This window comes from Paenibacillus sp. NRS-1782 (genome assembly GCF_050467685.1).
GTDB lineage: Bacteria > Bacillota > Bacilli > Paenibacillales > Paenibacillaceae > Paenibacillus > Paenibacillus terrae_A.
The window spans coordinates 163102-182354 of record NZ_JBITPH010000009.1; the positions used below are offsets into that span (position 1 = coordinate 163102).

16 protein-coding genes and 2 pseudogenes are annotated in these 19253 nt (G+C 46.2%); 15 read left to right on the plus strand and 3 right to left on the minus strand.

What is annotated here, in order from left to right:
• Positions 1 to 326: 326 nt before the first annotated feature.
• Positions 327 to 1969: pseudogene (locus tag ACIFQM_RS02975) on the minus strand (endonuclease MutS2).
• Positions 1970 to 2641: 672 nt separating this feature from the next.
• On the opposite strand from ACIFQM_RS02975, the gene ACIFQM_RS02980 reads away from it, so the two are divergent.
• Positions 2642 to 3745 (plus strand): DUF3900 domain-containing protein, encoded by a 1104-nt coding sequence (locus ACIFQM_RS02980; protein WP_430041149.1) that lies wholly within the window; start codon positions 2642 to 2644, stop codon positions 3743 to 3745.
• Between the two features lie 116 nt (positions 3746 to 3861).
• Here the strand turns inward: ACIFQM_RS02980 and ACIFQM_RS02985 are convergent, their stop codons facing one another.
• The gene (locus ACIFQM_RS02985) at positions 3862 to 4791 is read right to left on the minus strand and encodes an L-lactate dehydrogenase (protein ID WP_430041150.1); all 930 of its coding nucleotides are present in this window, start codon (positions 4789 to 4791) and stop codon (positions 3862 to 3864) included.
• A gap of 230 nt (positions 4792 to 5021) precedes the next feature.
• Between ACIFQM_RS02985 and ACIFQM_RS02990 the strand changes: the two genes are divergently transcribed.
• The 10 genes and pseudogenes from ACIFQM_RS02990 to ACIFQM_RS03035 all read left to right on the plus strand — a co-directional run bounded on the left by ACIFQM_RS02990 (position 5022) and on the right by ACIFQM_RS03035 (position 14509).
• Positions 5022 to 6413: an amino acid permease gene (locus tag ACIFQM_RS02990; RefSeq protein ID WP_430065003.1), complete on the plus strand. Its 1392-nt coding sequence runs from the start codon at positions 5022 to 5024 to the stop codon at positions 6411 to 6413.
• 167 nt (positions 6414 to 6580) lie between these two features.
• Positions 6581 to 7831 (plus strand): WD40/YVTN/BNR-like repeat-containing protein, encoded by a 1251-nt coding sequence (locus ACIFQM_RS02995; protein WP_430047132.1) that lies wholly within the window; start codon positions 6581 to 6583, stop codon positions 7829 to 7831.
• Positions 7832 to 8032: 201 nt separating this feature from the next.
• Positions 8033 to 8215, plus strand: coding sequence for a hypothetical protein (locus ACIFQM_RS03000; RefSeq protein WP_430041154.1), 183 nt, complete (start codon positions 8033 to 8035; stop codon positions 8213 to 8215).
• Positions 8216 to 8403: 188 nt separating this feature from the next.
• Positions 8404 to 8799 carry a DUF2500 domain-containing protein gene (locus ACIFQM_RS03005; RefSeq protein ID WP_430041155.1) on the plus strand — a complete coding sequence of 132 codons (396 nt, stop codon included), beginning with the start codon at positions 8404 to 8406 and terminating at the stop codon, positions 8797 to 8799.
• 146 nt (positions 8800 to 8945) lie between these two features.
• Positions 8946 to 9368 (plus strand): cell wall hydrolase, encoded by a 423-nt coding sequence (locus ACIFQM_RS03010; RefSeq protein WP_430041156.1) that lies wholly within the window; start codon positions 8946 to 8948, stop codon positions 9366 to 9368.
• Between the two features lie 52 nt (positions 9369 to 9420).
• Entirely contained in the window at positions 9421 to 9873 is a 453-nt protein-coding gene (gerQ, locus tag ACIFQM_RS03015; protein WP_430041157.1) for a spore coat protein GerQ, read from the plus strand.
• 396 nt (positions 9874 to 10269) lie between these two features.
• Entirely contained in the window at positions 10270 to 11571 is a 1302-nt protein-coding gene (locus ACIFQM_RS03020) for a hemolysin family protein (protein WP_430041158.1), read from the plus strand.
• 240 nt (positions 11572 to 11811) lie between these two features.
• A pseudogene (locus ACIFQM_RS03025) lies at positions 11812 to 12586 on the plus strand (hypothetical protein).
• Between the two features lie 36 nt (positions 12587 to 12622).
• A complete protein-coding gene (locus ACIFQM_RS03030; protein WP_430047129.1) occupies positions 12623 to 13741 on the plus strand; it encodes a glycerol dehydrogenase in 1119 nt (372 codons plus the stop codon).
• 276 nt (positions 13742 to 14017) lie between these two features.
• Positions 14018 to 14509 (plus strand): hypothetical protein, encoded by a 492-nt coding sequence (locus tag ACIFQM_RS03035; protein ID WP_430041161.1) that lies wholly within the window; start codon positions 14018 to 14020, stop codon positions 14507 to 14509.
• A gap of 77 nt (positions 14510 to 14586) precedes the next feature.
• On the opposite strand, the gene ACIFQM_RS03040 is transcribed toward ACIFQM_RS03035, so the two are convergent.
• A complete protein-coding gene (locus ACIFQM_RS03040; protein ID WP_430041162.1) occupies positions 14587 to 15819 on the minus strand; it encodes an aminopeptidase in 1233 nt (410 codons plus the stop codon).
• Positions 15820 to 15982: 163 nt separating this feature from the next.
• On the opposite strand from ACIFQM_RS03040, the gene ACIFQM_RS03045 reads away from it, so the two are divergent.
• The 4 genes from ACIFQM_RS03045 to ACIFQM_RS03060 all read left to right on the plus strand — a co-directional run bounded on the left by ACIFQM_RS03045 (position 15983) and on the right by ACIFQM_RS03060 (position 19213).
• A complete protein-coding gene (locus ACIFQM_RS03045) occupies positions 15983 to 16279 on the plus strand; it encodes a hypothetical protein (protein WP_430041164.1) in 297 nt (98 codons plus the stop codon).
• 134 nt (positions 16280 to 16413) lie between these two features.
• Positions 16414 to 17217, plus strand: coding sequence for an MBL fold metallo-hydrolase (locus tag ACIFQM_RS03050; RefSeq protein ID WP_430041165.1), 804 nt, complete (start codon positions 16414 to 16416; stop codon positions 17215 to 17217).
• Positions 17218 to 17354: 137 nt separating this feature from the next.
• On the plus strand, positions 17355 to 18374 hold the full coding sequence (locus ACIFQM_RS03055; protein ID WP_430041166.1) for an aldose 1-epimerase: 1020 nt from the start codon (positions 17355 to 17357) through the stop codon (positions 18372 to 18374).
• A 128-nt stretch (positions 18375 to 18502) separates the two neighbouring features.
• Positions 18503 to 19213 (plus strand): FadR/GntR family transcriptional regulator, encoded by a 711-nt coding sequence (locus ACIFQM_RS03060; RefSeq protein ID WP_430041167.1) that lies wholly within the window; start codon positions 18503 to 18505, stop codon positions 19211 to 19213.
• Positions 19214 to 19253 lie beyond the last annotated feature (40 nt).

Consider the following 19253-nt stretch of genomic DNA (forward strand, 5'->3'; position numbering starts at 1 on the left):
TACAAACAATCGTATCATCTTGAATGATGACCAAAGTTATTTTTCGACGAGTGCGGGATTGAGTAATGCTAACCAATAAAACACCAACAATAGAGCGTGCCTTTAACTTTGGACACGCCTTTTTGCATTACAGACGTTTTGAAATCAACAGGATTACATAATATATATTATGTTAATATAACAAGATTTATGAGTCCTATTCATGCATTCAAATGACAAAAGTAGAATCTGCAAGTGGATCACTCTTTCAAAGTGTCCGCTTGCAGATCAAAGTTTCACTGACATTCAAAAAAAGCTTATTTTCGATTGAGAAAATGCATGCGCGACTACATTTCATTTTCCGGAGGAGATTCAATGATCAGACCTTGGAGATGCTTGCGTCCCATAAGCTTCCGTTTTTTGCGGTTTCCCTTGGTTTCTAAAACAATATCCAGATCATAATCGTCAGGATATAATTCAGTAGCAGCTATGTGAAGGACGAGCCTCTTTTTGTTCATGGTCAGCTTTTGGCCTTAGATCAAAATCTTCACATTCCCGCGTTCATCCTCAGTTTTATATACAATTCCAGTCCGATTCAGGTAGCCTACATAAACACTATCGCCAAGGGCAAACGGCGTCGCTGAAGGGTCTGAAACTGCTCTTTTGGAGGGAGTTTTACTTGCAGCAACAGGCTTTTCATCATCAAGAGCGGGGGGGATAACGAACGAATCTTGTGTATTCCGAGATGCTCTGCTTGCAGAAATGGCCTGAGAACGCTCGATAATACGATTCCACATCCCCAGCTTCAAGGCAATGGCGTATGCATAGCTTTCTCCTGCTTCACCAATTCGGAGACGGTATAATGGTTGCAGCGTTTCGGTATCAAACTCCATTCGAGCATTCTGGAATCCTGGCGTATTTTCGGCAAAATGCTTAATCTCACTAAAGTGCGTGGTAGCCACAACGGTTGTCCGGCGGCGGTGGAATTCTTCCAGCAGAGCGATTGAGAGACCCACGCCTTCGCCCGGATCGGTTCCAGATGCCATTTCATCAATCAGGATCAGAGTGGAGTTTCCTGTTGTTTCCAAAATTCCGATCATGTTGCGGATATGTGCAGAAAAGGTGCTCAAGGCATGCTCGATGCTTTGTCCGTCTCCGATATCCACCTCGATGTTCTCGAATACAGCCATTCGTGAGCCTTCTGAAACAGGTACCAGTAGTCCGGATTGTACCATCAGAGTTAAGGCCGACACTTTTGAGGGCCATCGTTTTTCCACCTGTATTGGGTCCAGTAATGATGAGCGAGGAATAGCCTTCACCGATGGAGAAATCAAGTGGAACCATGGAATTTGCCATCAACGGGTGACGTGCACCTCGGATGTCAATAATCCCGTTGAGGTTAAGCTCCACAGGGACAGCATCTATAGCCTTGGCATATTTGGCTTTTGCTAATACAAAGTCGATTATACCTACCGTCTCTGTGTTGATGCTCAGCTCCCGGCTGTATGACTCAGTGAGTGCCGTCAGGTCTCCCAGCACCTTCATTTCTTCTTTGGATTCTTCGGCCATGTTCGCACTCTGATCGAATTGCAGACTTATGATCTCGGCAGGCTCGATATAAACCGTTTGACCACTGCCCGACTCATCCAGCACATTGCCTTTCACCTGTTTGCGGAACTCTTTTTTGATTGGAAGCACATAACGGCCACTGCGCTGACTAATCATATTTTCCTGCATGATGGATCGGTGACGGCTGGTGAGAGAATTAAATGTGTTCCATCCCTTCCAGTGAGGGGATAGGAACACTTGCACCGTGGCGAATGAGCTGCAAGGCTTCCGTTGCTTCGTCAAGGCGGATCTTGATCGTACGGATATCTGTAATGGGTTGCATGGCAGCGGCATGGCGCTTACCAAGGTAAGAAAAAGCACATTCGGAAACTCTTGTTTTGATCCGGTCATATTCCAAACGCTGCATTGTGGTTTCATTCATGAATAAATCTCTCCATTAGTGTGTGATTTTAGGATGGTTTAGAGCCTTCTCTGTGAAATAAAAAAAGGGCGGAGAATGAACAAATCGTTCATTCTCCGCCCTGAAGGAAAGAGGGAATTTATCGTCAAATAAGCCTATAATCCAGCTTTTGCAGCTCCAATTTATACGTCTCCAAATCATTCATGAGTAAACCAATTTGTAAGCTAATTAGCTATGAATAGGAGGTATATAAAGGAAGTTTACAAAATCTGAAAACAAAAAAACCGCGCTGAACACAGCACGGAATAAGGCCTAGAAGAAAATAATCCCTGAGGCGATTTATGATATCCGCATGTTCTTAACTAATGTCAGGGTAAAAACACAATAACAAACTAACCTGTCCCCGGAGGGCACAAGCGCCTGAATGGTCTTCCCTGAATATGAAGTTGCTTAGTTAAGAACGTTCACCGACATCAAAATCTCTCCCTTGATTACAGATATATCCACACTATACGATCAGTCAGCACCGAAGTCAAGCCATTCTTCTTCAAAGAACAAAAAAATATTACATAATAAATATTATGTTAACTAAAATGTATATCTGAACAATGAGGATTTGCATCCGATGTACGTTTTAAATCCATAGTGATATAATTACGCGTACATGCCTGAAAAGGAGCGTATGAAACGCAAATGAACTTTCAAGTGGACTTTTTATCTTTTTTTGTAATTCAGGTAGACGGAAAAGAAGGACAGGGTGGTAAGTCCTACAAGCATTATGCTACGATGGATGACTATGATTATGACGAAAGCGATGTTAAAAAATTTCTGGACGGGGAATTTGCCCGCATTAGCAAGCGGAAGGTCGAGAAAAATCCGAGTACAGAGCAGGCACCGACCAAAATTGGCCGCTTTATCGTCGAACCAGAGCATGAACTGAGCAGTAATCCGAATTTCAATATGTTCGCCCGGCTGCGGGCAGCAGAGGATAAGGAGGATTTTAAAAATGCCTGCGACGATCTGGTGCGGATGTATCTGGATACGAGCGCGGTACGCGGCGGAGCGTTGATCATTGTACAGGCTACCTTGAATACACACTCCGATGATCCCTTTATTTTTGTGCTCAAATGTGATTTTGAACCTAAAATTGCCCGGATTACCGAAAGCAATCTGGTCAGTGAGGTCGAAATGGCCATTTCAGCCCGTAATATGAAATCCATCATGTATCCTTACATGCTGGAGGAGGGGATGAACGATGAGTGGGAGCTTAAAATTCACCAGTCCTCGCATGCCCGGTATTTTGAGGATTTTCTGAAATTTGTGACCTACGAGCAATCCATGCCAGAAATCGTTAATGAGCATGTCATGGGCTTCGTCCAGAACTATGTAGAGACGAAATGGCCAGATGCTTCCAATGAGGAAAGACAGCAAGAGGAACGTGATCTGGAGCTGTGGGCGGCCAGTGAAAAACGGGATTTGCAAGGAAAATGGGAACCCCTTCAGGTCGTAGAGGCTGCACAGCATATTGTTGAGCTAAAGCCGGAAATTGAAGTTCGCTTCAAGCTGGATGATACGGCTGTGCGTGGACTGCTGTCCGACTTTGGGGCCAAGCTGCATATTACGAAGCTGCATGATAGATACGCGCTTATCATTGAAGGCGACGCATTTACGTTTGAAAAAGGCTTTTCACCGATTGAGCTGCTTCAACCTGAATCGTTCGAAACGGTGGCTGAGCGCTTGAAAGAGAAGCGCCAGCAAGAAGACGAGTATGCCGATGGCGATGCACCACCTTGGTAATCTGAATAAACGGTTTACGATAAGCTGAACTCCTTATATGAAATAATCAAAGGGCCTCTCAACGGTATTTTCGCCGCTGTGAAGGCCCTTTTTGTCTACAATTTCAGTTTGTTCATCTACAAGTCGAGTTTACTAATTTGATCTTTCAGCTTGTCCGCAGATTGATGCAGCCCTTGACGTTCTTTGTCATTCAGTGGAAGATCTAAAATTTCGCGTACCCCGGTGTGATCTACGATACTCGGGACACCCAGATAAACGTCAGACACTCCGTTATAATCTTCCAGCAAAGTGGACACATTAAGTACCGACCCTTCGTCCCCCAGAATGGCGGCTACGATCCGGTCGAGAGCCAGCCCGATGGCGTAAGAGGTCGCGCCTTTGGCATCTATAATTTCATAGGCTGCATTTTTGGTGCTTTCAAAAATTTCATTTTTTGTTTCTTCGCCCAGCTCCAATGGAGTTCCTGCGATGTTGGCCATGCTCCATACAGGCAGCTCTGAATCGCCATGTTCTCCAATAATATGGGCGTGGATGCTCCGAGGATCAATGCCCTTTTGCTTACCAATCAAATAACGGAAGCGTGCGCTGTCCAGCAGCGTACCCGAACCGATAACTCTGCTCGAAGGCCAGCCACTACGTTTCCAGGAGATGTAGGAGAGAATGTCCACCGGATTGGTTGCGATCAACAAAATGCCGTGTGTGTTTACCTTGACGATATTATCAATAATGCTTTCAAAAATTTCGGCATTACGCTTGAGCAGATCAATGCGTGTTTCTCCCGGTTTTTGTGATGCGCCCGCTGTAACAATGATGATATCCGCATCACGACAGTCTTCATAATCACCCGCCCACACTTTGACACCGCCGAGAAAGGGAAGCCCGTGATTCATATCGAGCATTTCCCCCTGCGCCTTTTTGACATTAACATCAATAAAGACAAGTTCTGACATGCGTTGGCGTAGCAGGAGGGTGTAACCGGTCGTTGTACCGACCGCTCCCATGCCGACAATGGCCACTCTGCTTCGTTTGTAAGGTTTTAAGCTCATAAAATCCTCATCTCCTTCTCGGGTTGAATACCTTTTCATATTTTAATAATACAAAATTTATCTTTCTAACTTAGTTTACCGTATATGTGCCCTCCACTGCAAAGAAATATGACATTTCTCCTTGACTTCAAACAGGGACTCGCTAATAATTAATCGAATGACAGGAACACACACTAAAGCGTTGAAGTAGCAATATTGGCGTAGGACATTATGGAAAGAGGATTATGATTATGGACTTATTTCGAAAAAAAACAGGGATGCTCCCGCATGGAGAAAACGAAACGACGGATCACTTGAAGAGAACGATGGGCGCCTTCGATCTGACTATGCTGGGTGTAGGATGTATCATCGGTACCGGGATTTTTGTGATCACAGGCAAGGCAGCAGCGGAAAATGCGGGTCCTGGCCTGATGATCTCCTTTGTTATTGCAGGAATTGCCTGCGTGCTGGCAGCCTTGTGCTATGCAGAGCTTTCATCTACGGTTCCCGCTGCCGGCAGCGCTTATGCGTATAGCTATATTGTGTTTGGGGAAATTCTGGCCTGGGTGCTGGGCTGGGACTTAATTCTGGAATACGGGGTGGCGGCCGCCTCAGTGAGCAGTGGCTGGTCTGCTTATTGTCAAGGTTTGCTGGCTGGGTTTGATATACATTTACCACTGGCTTTAACCGCAGCCTTTGATTCAGCCAAAGGAACCATTATTGACCTGCCTGCTGTGTGTATTATTATGTTGATCACACTGCTGTTGAGTCTCGGAGCCAAGGAAACGGTCCGATTTAATTTCATTATGGTTTGTGTCAAAGTGGGCGTTGTGCTGCTGTTTATCGGAATCGGAATTTTTTATGTTAAACCTGCGAACTGGACACCGTTTCTCCCCTATGGTTTTTCCGGTGTTTTGAGTGCCGCGGCAATCGTATTTTTTGCTTACTTGGGTTTCGATGCCATTTCAACGGCAGCAGAGGAGGTACGTAATCCGCAGCGGAATATGCCAATTGGTATTATTTCCTCGCTTGCGATTTGTACGGTGCTGTATATAGCGGTTTCGGTTGTACTTACCGGAATGGTGCCTTATACGCAGTTAGGGGTAAATGATCCTGTTGCGTTTGCTTTGCGCTTTATCCATCAGGACATTGCGGCCGGACTCATTTCTGTCGGTGCGATTGCCGGGATGACCACGGTTTTACTCGTACTGTTGTATGGTCAAACACGGTTAATTTTCTCGATGTCCCGTGATGGTCTGTTACCGATATTTTTATCTAAAATCAATCCCAAAACTCAAACACCCATCCGAAGCACTTGGCTGGTCGGAAGCATCATCGCATTGGCTAGTGGATTTTTTCCATTACATGCACTGACGAACCTGACGAGTATCGGAACCCTGTTCGCTTTTGCCGTTGTATCGGTTGGGGTGATCGTTCTGCGTAAGAAACGTCCCGATCTGAAAAGAGGCTTTACCGTACCTTGGGTCCCGTTACTCCCGCTTTTGAGTGCCCTGGTTTGCGTCGGTTTGATGCTTCAGCTTCATATCAGCACGTGGATTGGATTTATCGTTTGGCTTCTGCTAGGTCTACTGATTTATTTTTTCTATGGATATCACAAAAGTTTGTTAAACCATAAATCCTAATTTGTCTGAATGTTAAAAAGCCGGCATCCTGCACTATATGTAGAGGGTGGCCGGTTTTTTAGTATGAGTGCGCGAAAAGTGTCACATAAGGTCGTTTATGGTATAATTCTGTTTCAGATAAGGTTGTGGCACGGGATTACCGCATGCCATTGAGGGAGGATTTTTATATGAAACTGCGCTGGTGTGCGCTCCTGGGGGGAGTATTGCTGCTGACAGGTATCCTGCTGGCTGGCTGTTCTTCCGAACCCGCAGAAACCGTAACCAAACCTCCGATTGAGGAACCGGATGACCAGGGGCAAACGATAACTATTAATCCACCATTGACACCGAAGGTGGGCGATCCCAATGCCAAATATATAGTTCAGACACGAATAGCTGATTTTCATCTGATTGATAATACCAAAGCCTTCGTTTGGGGAGTTACTCGTAATGAGCTTCGGCTCTATTATACGCATGATGGTGGAAATACCTGGAATAATATTTCTCCTTCCGAAAACGTCCAATTTCAAGACAAGCTTGAATATGGGAAGGATATTAGCTTTACCGATTCCCGGCATGGATGGGTTGTCCGTCAAAATCTGGACAAAACCGCAACCGTCATCCTCAGAACCGCTGATGGGGGACAAAGCTGGGATATTTCAGCGCTCCCAAGCGGGGAGCATGTGAGCGCGATACAATATGTAAATCCGTCTACCGGATGGATTATGGCGTCTACAAACCTGAATGAGCAGGATCAACAAAAGTTGTTGTATCATACCACTGATGGAGGGGCCACATGGAAGAAGGTTGCGCAAAGTTCTGGCATGTCATCCAATGAGTCAAGCTCGGGCCTGCCCGACCAGGGCAGCATGGCGGGAATGAGCTTTGATGGCAACAAGCAGGGTTTTGTTGCGATTAATCTGGATAGCAGTGTTAAGCTTTATAAGACTTCGAATCAAGGGAAGACCTGGACCCCGGTAGCCAGCAAGATGCAGGGTTGTCCTCAAGCAGAAGCCGAAGCTCCGCAGTCTTTTAAAGGAAATAGTTCCTCGTATTGGATTCCTGTTCTCTGTTATTTAGACAGCGGTACAAAGTATAGCGGACTGTTTACTGTTGATGCAGGCATGCAATGGAACCATGTGTCTTTGGGGCTGATCAGTAAAAGAAACTCCGTTATTCCCGGCCGCACTTTTCTAAATGATAAGGAAGGGTGGATCGTAACTCCAGCCGGAATGAGCCGAACAATGGACGGGGGCAAGACGTGGACAACCCTTACTGGCAGCAAAGTGCTGCCATCGAAGCTAGAGGATTACCCGCGATCGGTCAAGCTCCGGTTCGCTTCTTCTACGGTAGGGTGGCTGCTTCTGGAACGATTGGACGACAAGAAATCACTGTTACTTAAAACGACGGATGGCGGTGCCAACTGGAGGATCCTATAACCCTTCACCAGAGCGATTGCCCTGTGCTTTTTCGTCTAATTTTGCACGTCCTCAAAAGGGCATGCAGATACAGGGAAGAGGCACAGGGCGTTTTATTTTTAAAAAACTTAAATTTTATACGACAACATGTGAAAAAAATCACAATCCATCGAATGAACCACTGTTATACTAAACATGTAAACAACGATAGGAGTGATAATCATGAGAGCGAATCAGGATCAAATGTTAACCCAATATTACCTTCAATTTTGTTACACTTGCCAGGATGCCTACGGTTGCACGACTGAAGAGGATTGTAAGCAGTGTGCAGAACGTTACGCCGAAACAGAAGAAAATGAAGTACTGGATGAGACACAACGTTATCTCCAGCTTGTACATGTATAAACAGATGCATCATTCTGATATCGCCATATGTTGAGCCTCCCGGATCATTCCGTGGAGGCTCTTGGCGTTCTTGAGGGTTGCTATCAAATTTGGGCAGGAACGTACATATACTATTATAGAAAGCTTAGGTCATGTGAGGATGCCCGGCCGTTTCCCTGTGGAATGCCTGGCGGAGAGGAGTGCGGTGCATGGGATTTGAGTCATTATGGATGTTCGATTGGCTGGGTACGGTACTGCCCGTATTTTTCGTAGTCGTGTTGGGTATTGTCGTACTGTCTGCGGGCAAGGAAGTCATGGAATGGAGCCGGAATAAAAGGCAGCCTGTATTGACGGTCGGTTCCCGAATTACGGCCAGAAGAACACATCTCCAACAGAGGCGGCAGGAGGAACAAGGGACTCGTACCTATACTTTCTATTATGTGACCTTCGAGGTGGAGAGTGGCGATCGGATGGAGTTTAAGGTGAGCGGGGAAGAATATGGTCAATGTTCCGAGGGAGATGAGGGACGGCTTACCTTTCAGGGTACACGGTACATCGGGTTCCAGCGTCTCAATCGCTATAGCTTGCAACAGGTTAAAATGTAAACGGTAGCTATATAAGGATACGTTATTGCAGGATAGTCCCGAGTTTCGGGGCTATTTTTTTGTTTATTTTTTCGTTGTCGCTGTCACCCATTGGGCATTTGTACCATACGATACGATATATGATTAAGCAGTAAGGAGGGGAGACGTTGGCTGTTATTAATGTCAACTCAGAGGATGTAAGGACACTGGCCCGGCTTATGCGAGCAGAGGCCGAAGGAGAAGGAGAGCAGGGAATGCTCATGGTCGGTAATGTCGGTGTTAATCGGATTTTGGCCAATTGCCTGGATTTTCAGGGAATTCGCCTCATGAATGACATGGTGTTTCAAAGTCCCGGTGGATTTGAAGCTACCCAAAAGGGGTACTTTTACCAAAGAGCCCGTGACCGTGACATTCGTCTTGCCCAGCGTGTCATTAATGGGGAAAAGATTCGCCCGGCTTCGAATGCATTGTGGTTTTTCAGACCTTCCGGGGACTGTCCGGATACCTGGTATAACCAGACTAACACCGGCCGTTACAAGGCCCATTGCTTCTTTAGTCCAACTGCACAGGATTGCCCTGCCGTCTATTAACACGTAACAACATGAGTGTGGATGATTTAAAACCATTTTAGGAGGAATTAACATGATTTCACAGCAAGCTTACCGTCCTGTCTCTTATCCTGCTGGCGGCGGGTTTCCCGAATGGCCTAGGTTGACTCCAATGGGAACCATGCAGCCCATGAGCGGCTTTCCCCCTCAAGTCAATAGTGGAAGCGCAATGACACCGACTGGCACAGTGGTACAGACTCAGACTCCACAATATGAGCAATCTTATATTGAAAATATTTTGCGCCTGAATCTGGGCAAAACGGGTACTTTTTATATGACCTATGAAAATAACCGCGAATGGAACGCGAAAATTTTCAAGGGTATTTTGGAAGCGGCTGGTCGTGACCACATTATTATCAGTGATCCTTCTACCGGAAGACGCACCATTCTGTTGATGGTGAATCTGGACTATGCGACTTTTGATGAGCCGCTGTTGTACCAATATCCTGGCGTCATGGGTAATCCGGGCTCGTCCCCGGTTCGCTGATGTCTTCATATATATAGTTTATTCCCCAATCCTCTGCCTTACGGCGGGGGATTTATTTTATTTATATTCTTTCTCAAATATAGTAGCTTCCCTTGTGGTAAGAGGCGGAAAATGGCGATTTTCGGTCAAAATGACCGCGTTAGCCGATTTTTCTGACATACCTTGCGGATTGACTGTGTAGTGTATAACTATATAATTGAATATAAGCTGATGAATGGCTTCGTCATTCATGCGAAAATATGGCTTGTAAAAGCCGAAAGGAGTGAATGTGTTGGGAAGTTGACGCTGCTTATGATGTGTTATCGTTCTGTCTATGATGAAACTATCCGAAGGAGGTGCGCCTGTCTGCCGTAATGACGGCTGACGGGGAGCATATTGAGTGACCCTTTACCGAGTATGTTTAACTTATTTATTGTTTTTGCATTAGTATTATTAAACGGTTTTTTTGTATCTGCAGAATTTGCAATGGTGAAAGTCAGAAGCAGCCGTATTGAAACATTGGTAGAGGCGGGTAACAAAAAAGCCGTTTATGCCGCGAATATGTTACACAATTTGGACGCTTATCTGTCTGCCTGCCAGTTGGGCATTACACTGGCTTCGCTGGGACTGGGGTGGATCGGAGAGCCGGCCGTTGCACATTTGATCGAACCTGTATTTACCGCCGCCGGGCTAGGACCGGTATATGTACACGGTACTGCCGTGGTCATTGCATTTATTGTGATTACGATTCTGCATATTGTGCTGGGGGAATTGGCCCCCAAAACGATAGCCATTCGTAAAGCTGAAACCATTACGCTGTATTCGGCCATGCTAATGACTTGGTTTTACAAGCTGATGTATCCATTCATATGGGCGTTGAATGGCATGGCGAACAGCCTGCTGCGTTTATTCCGTCTGGAGCCGGTATCTGAATATGACGATTCCGCGCATACGGGGGATGAAATACGCATTCTGATGAAAGAAAGCAATAAGAGCGGACTAATTGATAATACGGAATTGGCGCTTGTTGATAATATATTTGATTTTACCGACACGACCGCCAGGGAAATCATGATTCCGCGTACCGAGATGATCTGTTTGTACAGCAATGAGTCCACAGAGGAAAATCTCGCGATTGCGACGGAAAGCATGAGAACGCGTTATCCAATCTGTGCCGAGGACAAGGACCATATTATCGGCTTTATCCATATTAAGGATCTTCTGCGGGCGAACAAACTGGATACCCGTACGATGATCCGCCCGATTCTTGCCGTTCCTGAATCTACACAAATTAGCGATTTGCTCAAACGCATGCAGCGTAGTAAGACACAAATTGCGATTCTGATTGATGAATACGGTGGTACTTCGGGTATGGTGACGCTGGAGGATATTATGGAAGAGATCGTTGGTGAAATTCAGGATGAGTTCGATCAGGAGCGTCCGGATTGTGAGCAGATTAATGACGAGGAATTTTCCATTGACGGTATGCTGTTAATTGATGAAGTGAATGATCGCTTTGGACTGAATCTGGATCATGAGGATTATGATACAGTAGGGGGCTGGCTGTACTCGCATGTTGAGGTCATCCCGCCACAGCCGGGTCAGTCTGTAGAATTTGAAGGTTGTCAGTTCGTTGTAGAAGAAATCGAGAACAAGCGGATTTCACGTATTCGGCTGTTGAAGCAGCCAATCCTTATGGAGGAAGCCGGAGTCTCGTAAATCAGGATTCACCAGACAAAAGAGTAGACATTCTATAATTGAATCATCCTTGAAGCGACCCTTGAACGATAGAGGGCCGCTTTTTTTGATTTTGGCTTCTTTACACATAAGACACGAATTGATATGATGTTCGCATTATTGTTAACCTATTTTATACTTATTGTGTTGACAATTAAAAAGGCAATTTATCCTGATAAACATATATATTTACATGCTTATTTAAATTAGGAGGTACAAAGTATGAATTGGTCCAATGAGGTTACGGATTGGTACTCACTGGCAGAAAAGTGATCCACGCCAGCAATTTGACGCTGGAAGAAGGATTGGCGGTGCTGGAAGCGGACAATGAGGAAATATTACCGATTATGCAAGCTGCATTTCGTGTGCGTCATCATTTTTACGGTAAGAAGGTAAAGCTCAACATGATTATGAATGCCAAAAGCGGCCTGTGTCTGGAGGATTGCGGCTATTGCTCACAATCGATCGTATCCACGGCACCTGTCAGAAAATACAGTATGCTGGACAAGGAGTCTTTGCTGGCACTATCCGTCCATTACAACCACACATACATACGATCAACGTGCCGAAACGGTTAAAATGGCTCAATCTCACGGGAATGTCACCCTGCTCTGGCGTGATTATCGGCATGGGGGAAACGAATGAGGAAATTGTCCAAATGGGTTATGCTTTACGGGAACTCGGTGCCGACTCCATTCCGGTTAACTTCCTGAATCCGATCCCTGGAACCCCGCTGGAAGGAGCAGAACGCACATCTCCGATCAGAGCATTAAAGGTACTAGCGCTGTTTCGGTTCATTTGTCCATCCAAGGAAATTCGTGTCGCAGGCGGACGGGAGCTGAATTTAGGGACACTGCAACCCTTATCCCTGTATGCGACCAATTCGATTTCCGTAGGAGATTATTTAACGACAGATGGACAAGAAGTCACAGCCGATCATCAAATGATTGAAGATCTGGGGTTTGAAATTGAGATGTGTGCCCTTTCAGCCGTATAATAGGAATTGTACAAACTTGGAAGGGAGAGTTGAACGATGAGTGAAAAGGTATTTATTAGTCCGGGTAAATATGTGCAAGGGAAAAATGTGATTGATAAAACGGGTGAATATGTCAAGCCATTAGGTCATAATGCTCTGGTTATTGCCGACAAGCTGGTATGGGGTATCGCAGCCGACCGGGTAGTGAAAAGTCTGAAACAAGCGGGGCTTGCTTCGGTAAAGGTGGAGTTTCAAGGGGAAGCGTCCAAAAATGAAGTGAACCGTATTGCTGATCAGGGACGAAGCGGACATGTCGATATTGTCATTGGTGTAGGCGGCGGCAAGACGCTGGATACCGCCAAGGCGGTTAATGAGGTGCTAGGTACCTCGGTTGTGATTATTCCAACGACAGCCTCTACGGATGCTCCGACCAGTGCGCTATCTGTCTTGTACACGGATGAGGGTGCATTTGATACGTATTCTTTTTTTAGTAAAAATCCAAGCCTGATCCTGGTCGACACGAAGGTTATTTCCCAAGCACCGCCATTGTTCCTCTCTTCTGGCATTGCGGATGCGATGGCAACATGGATTGAAGCTCGTGCGGTTATCGAGGCTCGGGCGACAACGATGGCTGGTGGCTTGCCAACCTTGGCAGCCGAAGCGATTGCGGCCAAGTGCGAAGAGGTTCTATTCGATTACGGACTGCAAGCTTATGAATCCGTGAAGCGCAAAGTGGTTACACCTGCGCTTGAAGCAGTGGTGGAAGCCAATACGCTGCTGAGCGGCCTAGGATTCGAAAGTGGCGGCTTGGCAGGTGCACATGCGATACACAACGGTTTTACCGTGCTGGAAGGGGATATTCATCATCTGACGCATGGTCAGAAGGTCGCTTTCGGCACCTTGGTACAGCTTGCGTTGGAAAAAAGACCTTTGGCCGAGGTGGAACGGTATATCGATTTTTATCTGAAGCTGGATCTGCCCGTCACACTGGAGGACGTCAAGCTCCAGGAAGCCTCTCGCGATGATCTGTACCGGGTAGCTCAGGCTGCGACGAAGGAAGGCGAAACCGCTCACAACCTGCCATTTGCTGTAACGGCGGACGATGTGCTGGATGCGATTTTAGCCGCTGACCAGTATTCCCTTGCTTACAAAGCTAAAATTGGGTATAAGAACTAACACCAATACAATATGAAATACACGAAGAGGTCGCTAATAAGCGGCCTTTTTCCATTATTTAACTTGCAGCTTATGTTATGATTTTTACAGTACGTAAATGAGCATTTTGCAACAATCCCAAGAGCGATTACAAATCAGCAATATGGAGATCGAAACGGTTTAGTTCGTCTACCTATTGTACTTTCAAGCGTTGGGAATCGAATAATGCAACATGCTGAATTAGGAACTGTCGGAAGTATATCTACGGCTACCCTAAAATTTGAGAGGAGTAGAGCAATGGCAAAATGGAATGTAGAAGATAATGGAACTCAGTATGAAATTGAGTACAAGCGTAGCCTCGGCGGCGGGAAAATTATTGTGAATGGAAGCGTACAAAAGGTTAAAAGCCAGAATGCTTTTTTGAATTTGGTCGATTTCCCTATCAGATTGACGAATAAAGCTGTAAATGTTGTCGTCATTGGCAACAAAGCGGATCTGGCCGTGGATGGCGTATATCTGGGTTCCAATCAACCTTACGTGCCCGTGTCTAAAGTTCCGGGCTGGAGCTGGGCTTTTGTAGTGGTCAGCTTGGTTATAGGAATACTATTTTCGGGGATCTTTGGTGTGTGTATAGGAATATTGAGCAGCATGTTTTATGTAAAATCTTCTTTATCCATGCACCAATCCACGAATAGAAGAATCGTAAGCTGCCTTATTGTCTTTTTAATCATCAGCGTGGTACAAATTGTCTTTGGAATTACAGTAAATCAATGGCTTCGTAATTTGTAAAATATCTGTGACATAACCCGTTGAATGAAGAAAAAAGGCTCCTCCGCATGAAAGCGGCGAGAGCCCTTTTTGTCATTTTAGATCGCCCAATTTCCTTTGCGGAAGATGGGCTCCTCGGTACCGTCCTCGGTGACGCCGTTAATGTCCATTTCACCTGAGCCGATCATAAAATCGACGTGTGTCAGACTGGAATTCAGGCCGTTGGCAGCCAGTTGCTCCTGAGTCATGTTCTTGCCGCCTTTGAGGTTAAATGCATAGGCATTGCCGATGGCCAGATGGTTGGAGGCATTTTCATCAAACAACGTATTATAGAACAAAATGTTCTTATCCGAAATCGGGGACTGGTGAGGTACAAGAGCGACTTCGCCCAAGTAGTGGGAGCCTTCATCCATTTCAACGAGATGCTGAAGAGTCTCCAAGCCTGTTTCAGCCTGCACATCTACAATGCGTCCGTTTTCAAAGGTCAGTGTAAAGTTGTCGATAATATTTCCACTGTAGCTGAGCGGCTTGGTACTGCTTACTTTGCCGTTCACTCCGGTTTTGAGCGGGGCAGTAAACACTTCCTCGGTAGGCATATTGGCTACGAAGGAATGTCCCTGCTGATTGACGCTTTCGGCTGCAACCCACAGGTGATCTTTAGCCAATTCGATGGTCAGATCGGTGCCTGGAGCCAGATAATGCAGTTTTTTATAGCGTTTGGCATTCAAAATGTCTGATTTGCTGGAGAGTGTTTTCAAATGCTCTTTCCATGCTTCTACCGGGTTGTCGAGATCTACACGCACGGTGCTGAAAATGGCTTCCCACAGCTTATCCATTTGTTCGGAAGCTGGCAAATTCGGGAATACTTTAGCGGCCCACTCTTCAGAAGGGTAAGCAATCAGAGCCCAACTGAATTTGTCGGCCATTTGAAGTTCACGGTATTGACGCAATTCATGTGAACGCACACGCTGAGCCGCAGTAATGCGACTGGACGGAATACCTTGAAGCAAATCCGGATTATCTGCTATGATATGCAGTACTGCTGCGCCGTTCTCGACCTCTTCGGTCATTTCGGCCGCATACCATTTGGGAGGAATATTAAAAGTCTCATCAGGAGCCAGTTCATACTGTAGGCGAGTGATGGTTTCGTCGCTCCATTTTACCTTAACTAGCTTGGCTCCAACGGTATACGCAGATTTGACTATAAGCCGCACAAGTTCAGCGGACAGAATGGGAGCATGAACGATGAGGGTTTGCCCAGGCTGGACATTAGCCCCCACCCGAACGGCTAACTCAGCATATTTTTGTAATTTTTGTTGAAAATCTGACATGTAACTTTCCTCCATTTCACGAAAAGGCCCTTAACAGGGCTTGGGGTTGCCTGCGCAGTTTTTTGCAAATTTCACACACGGCTTATATATTGTACAATGTAACGAAAAGGTTCACAAATTAATTTTGGTACATTTTGGTGAAAATGAAAGGGCGGATAGATGAATGACGGATCAAAATGCACATCAGGAAGTAAAGGAAGTACATATTCAACAGGCACAAATGACTAGAGATGAGAATGGTGCATACTTGGGTCAGGTCGTGTTTGGAGTAGATGGACAGACTTCTGTATACGAAATTACGTTCCATAGCAAAAGGGGCAAGGAGTGGGATTACAGTCTTCATTTTGCAGGCGAGCTACGCGTAGAGGAAGAGATGCTGCGTATGGATGCCTGGATTGAAGAGAATGATGATTTGTTTGATTATTTGCTTGATACGGCTTGGAGTAAATTACCCGAGTAATGTAAACATGGTCTATTTTCGTGACAAGCGGATTATATTTAGCAGTGTCCGCATAATGCATAATCTGCCGACATGGGGGAAGCCTATAGGTCGATAATGACAGCAAATTCCATGTGAATGGGGAGGATGACGGTTTGGCAAATCATCTGTTCACCGAAGGAATGACGGCAAATGAAGAGGTTGCTCCCGATCTTCTGAGCTTACGGACGCTGTTTGTAAATGTGTGTTTTATCGGGGAGCCGGGAAGTCGATCCTGGGTACTGGTGGATACGGGGATGGCGGGGTTTACAGACTCGATTATTCGCTTGGCTGAGGAACGGTTCGCTGGCCCTCCCGTTGCTATTGTGCTCACTCATGGGCATTTTGATCATGTGGGATCGGTCATTGAGTTGGTTCAGCATTGGGGTACCCCTGTGTATGCGCACCCGCTGGAGCTTCCTTACTTGACAGGGATGAAGGATTACCAACAACCTGATCCCAGTGTGGATGGAGGTCTGCTGTCGAGCGTTTCCTTTTTATATCCCAATGATGCTATTGATCTGGATGATCGCATCACCCGTCTGCCAGAGGATGGAAGTGTGCCCGGTGCGCCTGGTTGGAAGTGGCTGCATACACCTGGACATACGCCGGGTCACATATCTCTTTTTCATGAACGCAGACGGTTGCTGGTAGCCGGAGATGCTTTTATTACCGTAAAACAGGAATCGGCGCTGGCGGTTATTTTACAGGAAAAAGAAATACACGGTCCGCCTGCATATTTTACGACAGATTGGCAGGCTGCGCAGCGGTCAGTAGAACTGCTGTCCGGTTTAAAGTCGGAGATCGCCGTAACGGGGCACGGTCACTACATGCAGGGAAATGAGCTGACGAGCCAGTTGGAACGACTTGTGGAGGATTTTGAGCACACGGCTGTACCCAATCAGGGGCGCTATGTGTAGCGGTTTGGAAAGGACGATGCCTTACGGGGCATCGTTTTTTTTGTGTTGGCATGGAATTTTTTTGCTCAGCGTGGTATAGTCAAGCCAAAAGCTAAACGCTTTCATTTATCATCGTCATTCATCAAGGAGGATTTTTGATGACACATCAGCATGCTGCAATTGGTGACCTTTATTATGGAATACCAGCGATTCGCCTTAAATTCGGGCGTTATGAAGCGGTAGCCCTGCCGGGAAACGGCGCAAATCTGATTTCTTTTCGTGACAATGAGACGGGATATTCATTTCTTCGTGAGCCGGAAGCTGACAGCATAGAGGCTTTTAAACAAAGTCCGTCAGTCTATGGGATTCCTTTCCTGTATCCTCCGAATCGGTATGAGGATGGCAAATTTCTGTGGAATGGAGTTACATATGAACTGCCCATCAATGAAACGGCCACCCACAACCATTTGCACGGTTTTTTACACACCGTCCGGTGGGAGGTTGAGGACTACGGATCTGGAGAACAGGGCAGCTATGTGGTAATGAATCAGCATGTGAGGGAAGGACATCCCATGTTCCGCTATTTGCCGTTCACCTTTACCATCAAGCTGACGTACAGCCTGGACGAATTTGGACTGCATCAGCGTTATGTGATCCACAACGAGGATGATCAGCCGATTCCAAACCTGTTTGCCTTTCACACGGCGATTCGGGTTCCGTTCGTACCGGATAGTTCACCGGAAGACTACAAAATTAAGGTTACTATCGGTGAGCGCAGGGAGCTGACAGAGCGGTTGTTAGCCACAGGACAGTTCCAGCCATTGTCGCCGGAAGAGGAACTGCTGAAGACAACGGGAGTAAGTCCTTATTTTGCCTCCATGGATAATCATTACACGGCAGCTCCGCAAAATGGACGCAACTATATGGAGCTGACACACAGCAAGACAGGCGCTACTCTCGTATACGATGTAGGCACGGCCTATAAGCATTGGATGATCTGGAATAACAAAGCGAACAAGGAATTCATCTGTCCTGAGCCGCAAATGAACATGATCAATGCACCGAATCGTCCGGACTTGCCTGCGGAGGAGATCGGGTTGATCGCACTTGCTCCAGGCCATATTTTTGAAGCAACCAGCCGTTTATATTGTGTCACACCTGCACGTTCGAAATCCTAGCCTATATTTTATCGAAATAAGCCTGTATCGTATCCACGGTGCGGGCTTTATTTTGTTGAAGGGAACATGAAAAACAGGTTGCAGGATGGCAAGCCGCTATAGTATGATACGAAACAGGAGATGATCAGATGAATCAGGAAATGGTGCCTTTTCAAGCCGTCAAACGCAAGCAAATCGCCGATGAAGTGGCTGAACAGCTGCAACGAAAAATAGCTGCTGGTGAATGGGATGTGGGTACAAAAATTCCGACAGAGCCTGAGCTAATGAAGCTTTTTGGAGTAGGACGTTCCACGGTGCGTGAAGCGGTCAGCGTTCTCGTACATGCCGGTCTATTAGAGAAAAAACAAGGACACGGAACCTTTGTCAGCCAACCGACAACTTCCCAGGAGCCTCTGGATTACCGACTGAGTCGCGCTGAAATTATTGAGGTCTATGAGGTGCGGAGTGTGTTGGAGCTGGAAATTGCCAGACTGGCTGCTTTACGCCGTAAGGATGAGGATTTACGCTTGATGCGCGAGGCGCTGGACCGTCGTGCTGTGACATTGGCCGCTGGAGATTTGAACGGGTATCTGGATGCGGATATCACTTTTCACTTGGCTGTTGCCGGAGCTACACGTAATAAGGTGCTCACGGATGTATATCGCAGCTTTGTAGAGGCGATTCGGAAGGCGCTGAAAAATCTCGTAACTGATCCGGCGATGAAAAATCCTTTTACACTTCAGCATGAGAAAATATATGAAGCGATTCGCGATCAGGATGCCAAAGCTGCTGAGCTGTACAGCATTCAGCATTTGGACGGCACCAAGCTGGAGCTGCAAAAGCATATGGAACATTCATAATTTTTTTAATCTTAAACATCAGATGATCATATGAATTAAA

What these genes read in the sequence shown, in the direction of transcription:
- ACIFQM_RS03040 (WP_430041162.1), bottom strand. Translation starts at nt 15,819, where the DNA reads ATGTCAGATTTTCAACAAAAATTACAAAAATATGCTGAGTTAGCCGTT.
- gerQ (WP_430041157.1), top strand. Translation starts at nt 9,421, where the DNA reads ATGATTTCACAGCAAGCTTACCGTCCTGTCTCTTATCCTGCTGGCGGC.
- ACIFQM_RS03060 (WP_430041167.1), top strand. Translation starts at nt 18,503, where the DNA reads ATGAATCAGGAAATGGTGCCTTTTCAAGCCGTCAAACGCAAGCAAATC.
- ACIFQM_RS03030 (WP_430047129.1), top strand. Translation starts at nt 12,623, where the DNA reads ATGAGTGAAAAGGTATTTATTAGTCCGGGTAAATATGTGCAAGGGAAA.
- ACIFQM_RS02995 (WP_430047132.1), top strand. Translation starts at nt 6,581, where the DNA reads ATGAAACTGCGCTGGTGTGCGCTCCTGGGGGGAGTATTGCTGCTGACA.
- ACIFQM_RS02990 (WP_430065003.1), top strand. Translation starts at nt 5,022, where the DNA reads ATGGACTTATTTCGAAAAAAAACAGGGATGCTCCCGCATGGAGAAAAC.
- ACIFQM_RS03020 (WP_430041158.1), top strand. Translation starts at nt 10,270, where the DNA reads ATGTTTAACTTATTTATTGTTTTTGCATTAGTATTATTAAACGGTTTT.
- ACIFQM_RS03035 (WP_430041161.1), top strand. Translation starts at nt 14,018, where the DNA reads ATGGCAAAATGGAATGTAGAAGATAATGGAACTCAGTATGAAATTGAG.
- ACIFQM_RS03045 (WP_430041164.1), top strand. Translation starts at nt 15,983, where the DNA reads ATGACGGATCAAAATGCACATCAGGAAGTAAAGGAAGTACATATTCAA.
- ACIFQM_RS03055 (WP_430041166.1), top strand. Translation starts at nt 17,355, where the DNA reads ATGACACATCAGCATGCTGCAATTGGTGACCTTTATTATGGAATACCA.
- ACIFQM_RS03000 (WP_430041154.1), top strand. Translation starts at nt 8,033, where the DNA reads ATGAGAGCGAATCAGGATCAAATGTTAACCCAATATTACCTTCAATTT.
- ACIFQM_RS02980 (WP_430041149.1), top strand. Translation starts at nt 2,642, where the DNA reads ATGAACTTTCAAGTGGACTTTTTATCTTTTTTTGTAATTCAGGTAGAC.
- ACIFQM_RS03005 (WP_430041155.1), top strand. Translation starts at nt 8,404, where the DNA reads ATGGGATTTGAGTCATTATGGATGTTCGATTGGCTGGGTACGGTACTG.
- ACIFQM_RS02985 (WP_430041150.1), bottom strand. Translation starts at nt 4,791, where the DNA reads ATGAGCTTAAAACCTTACAAACGAAGCAGAGTGGCCATTGTCGGCATG.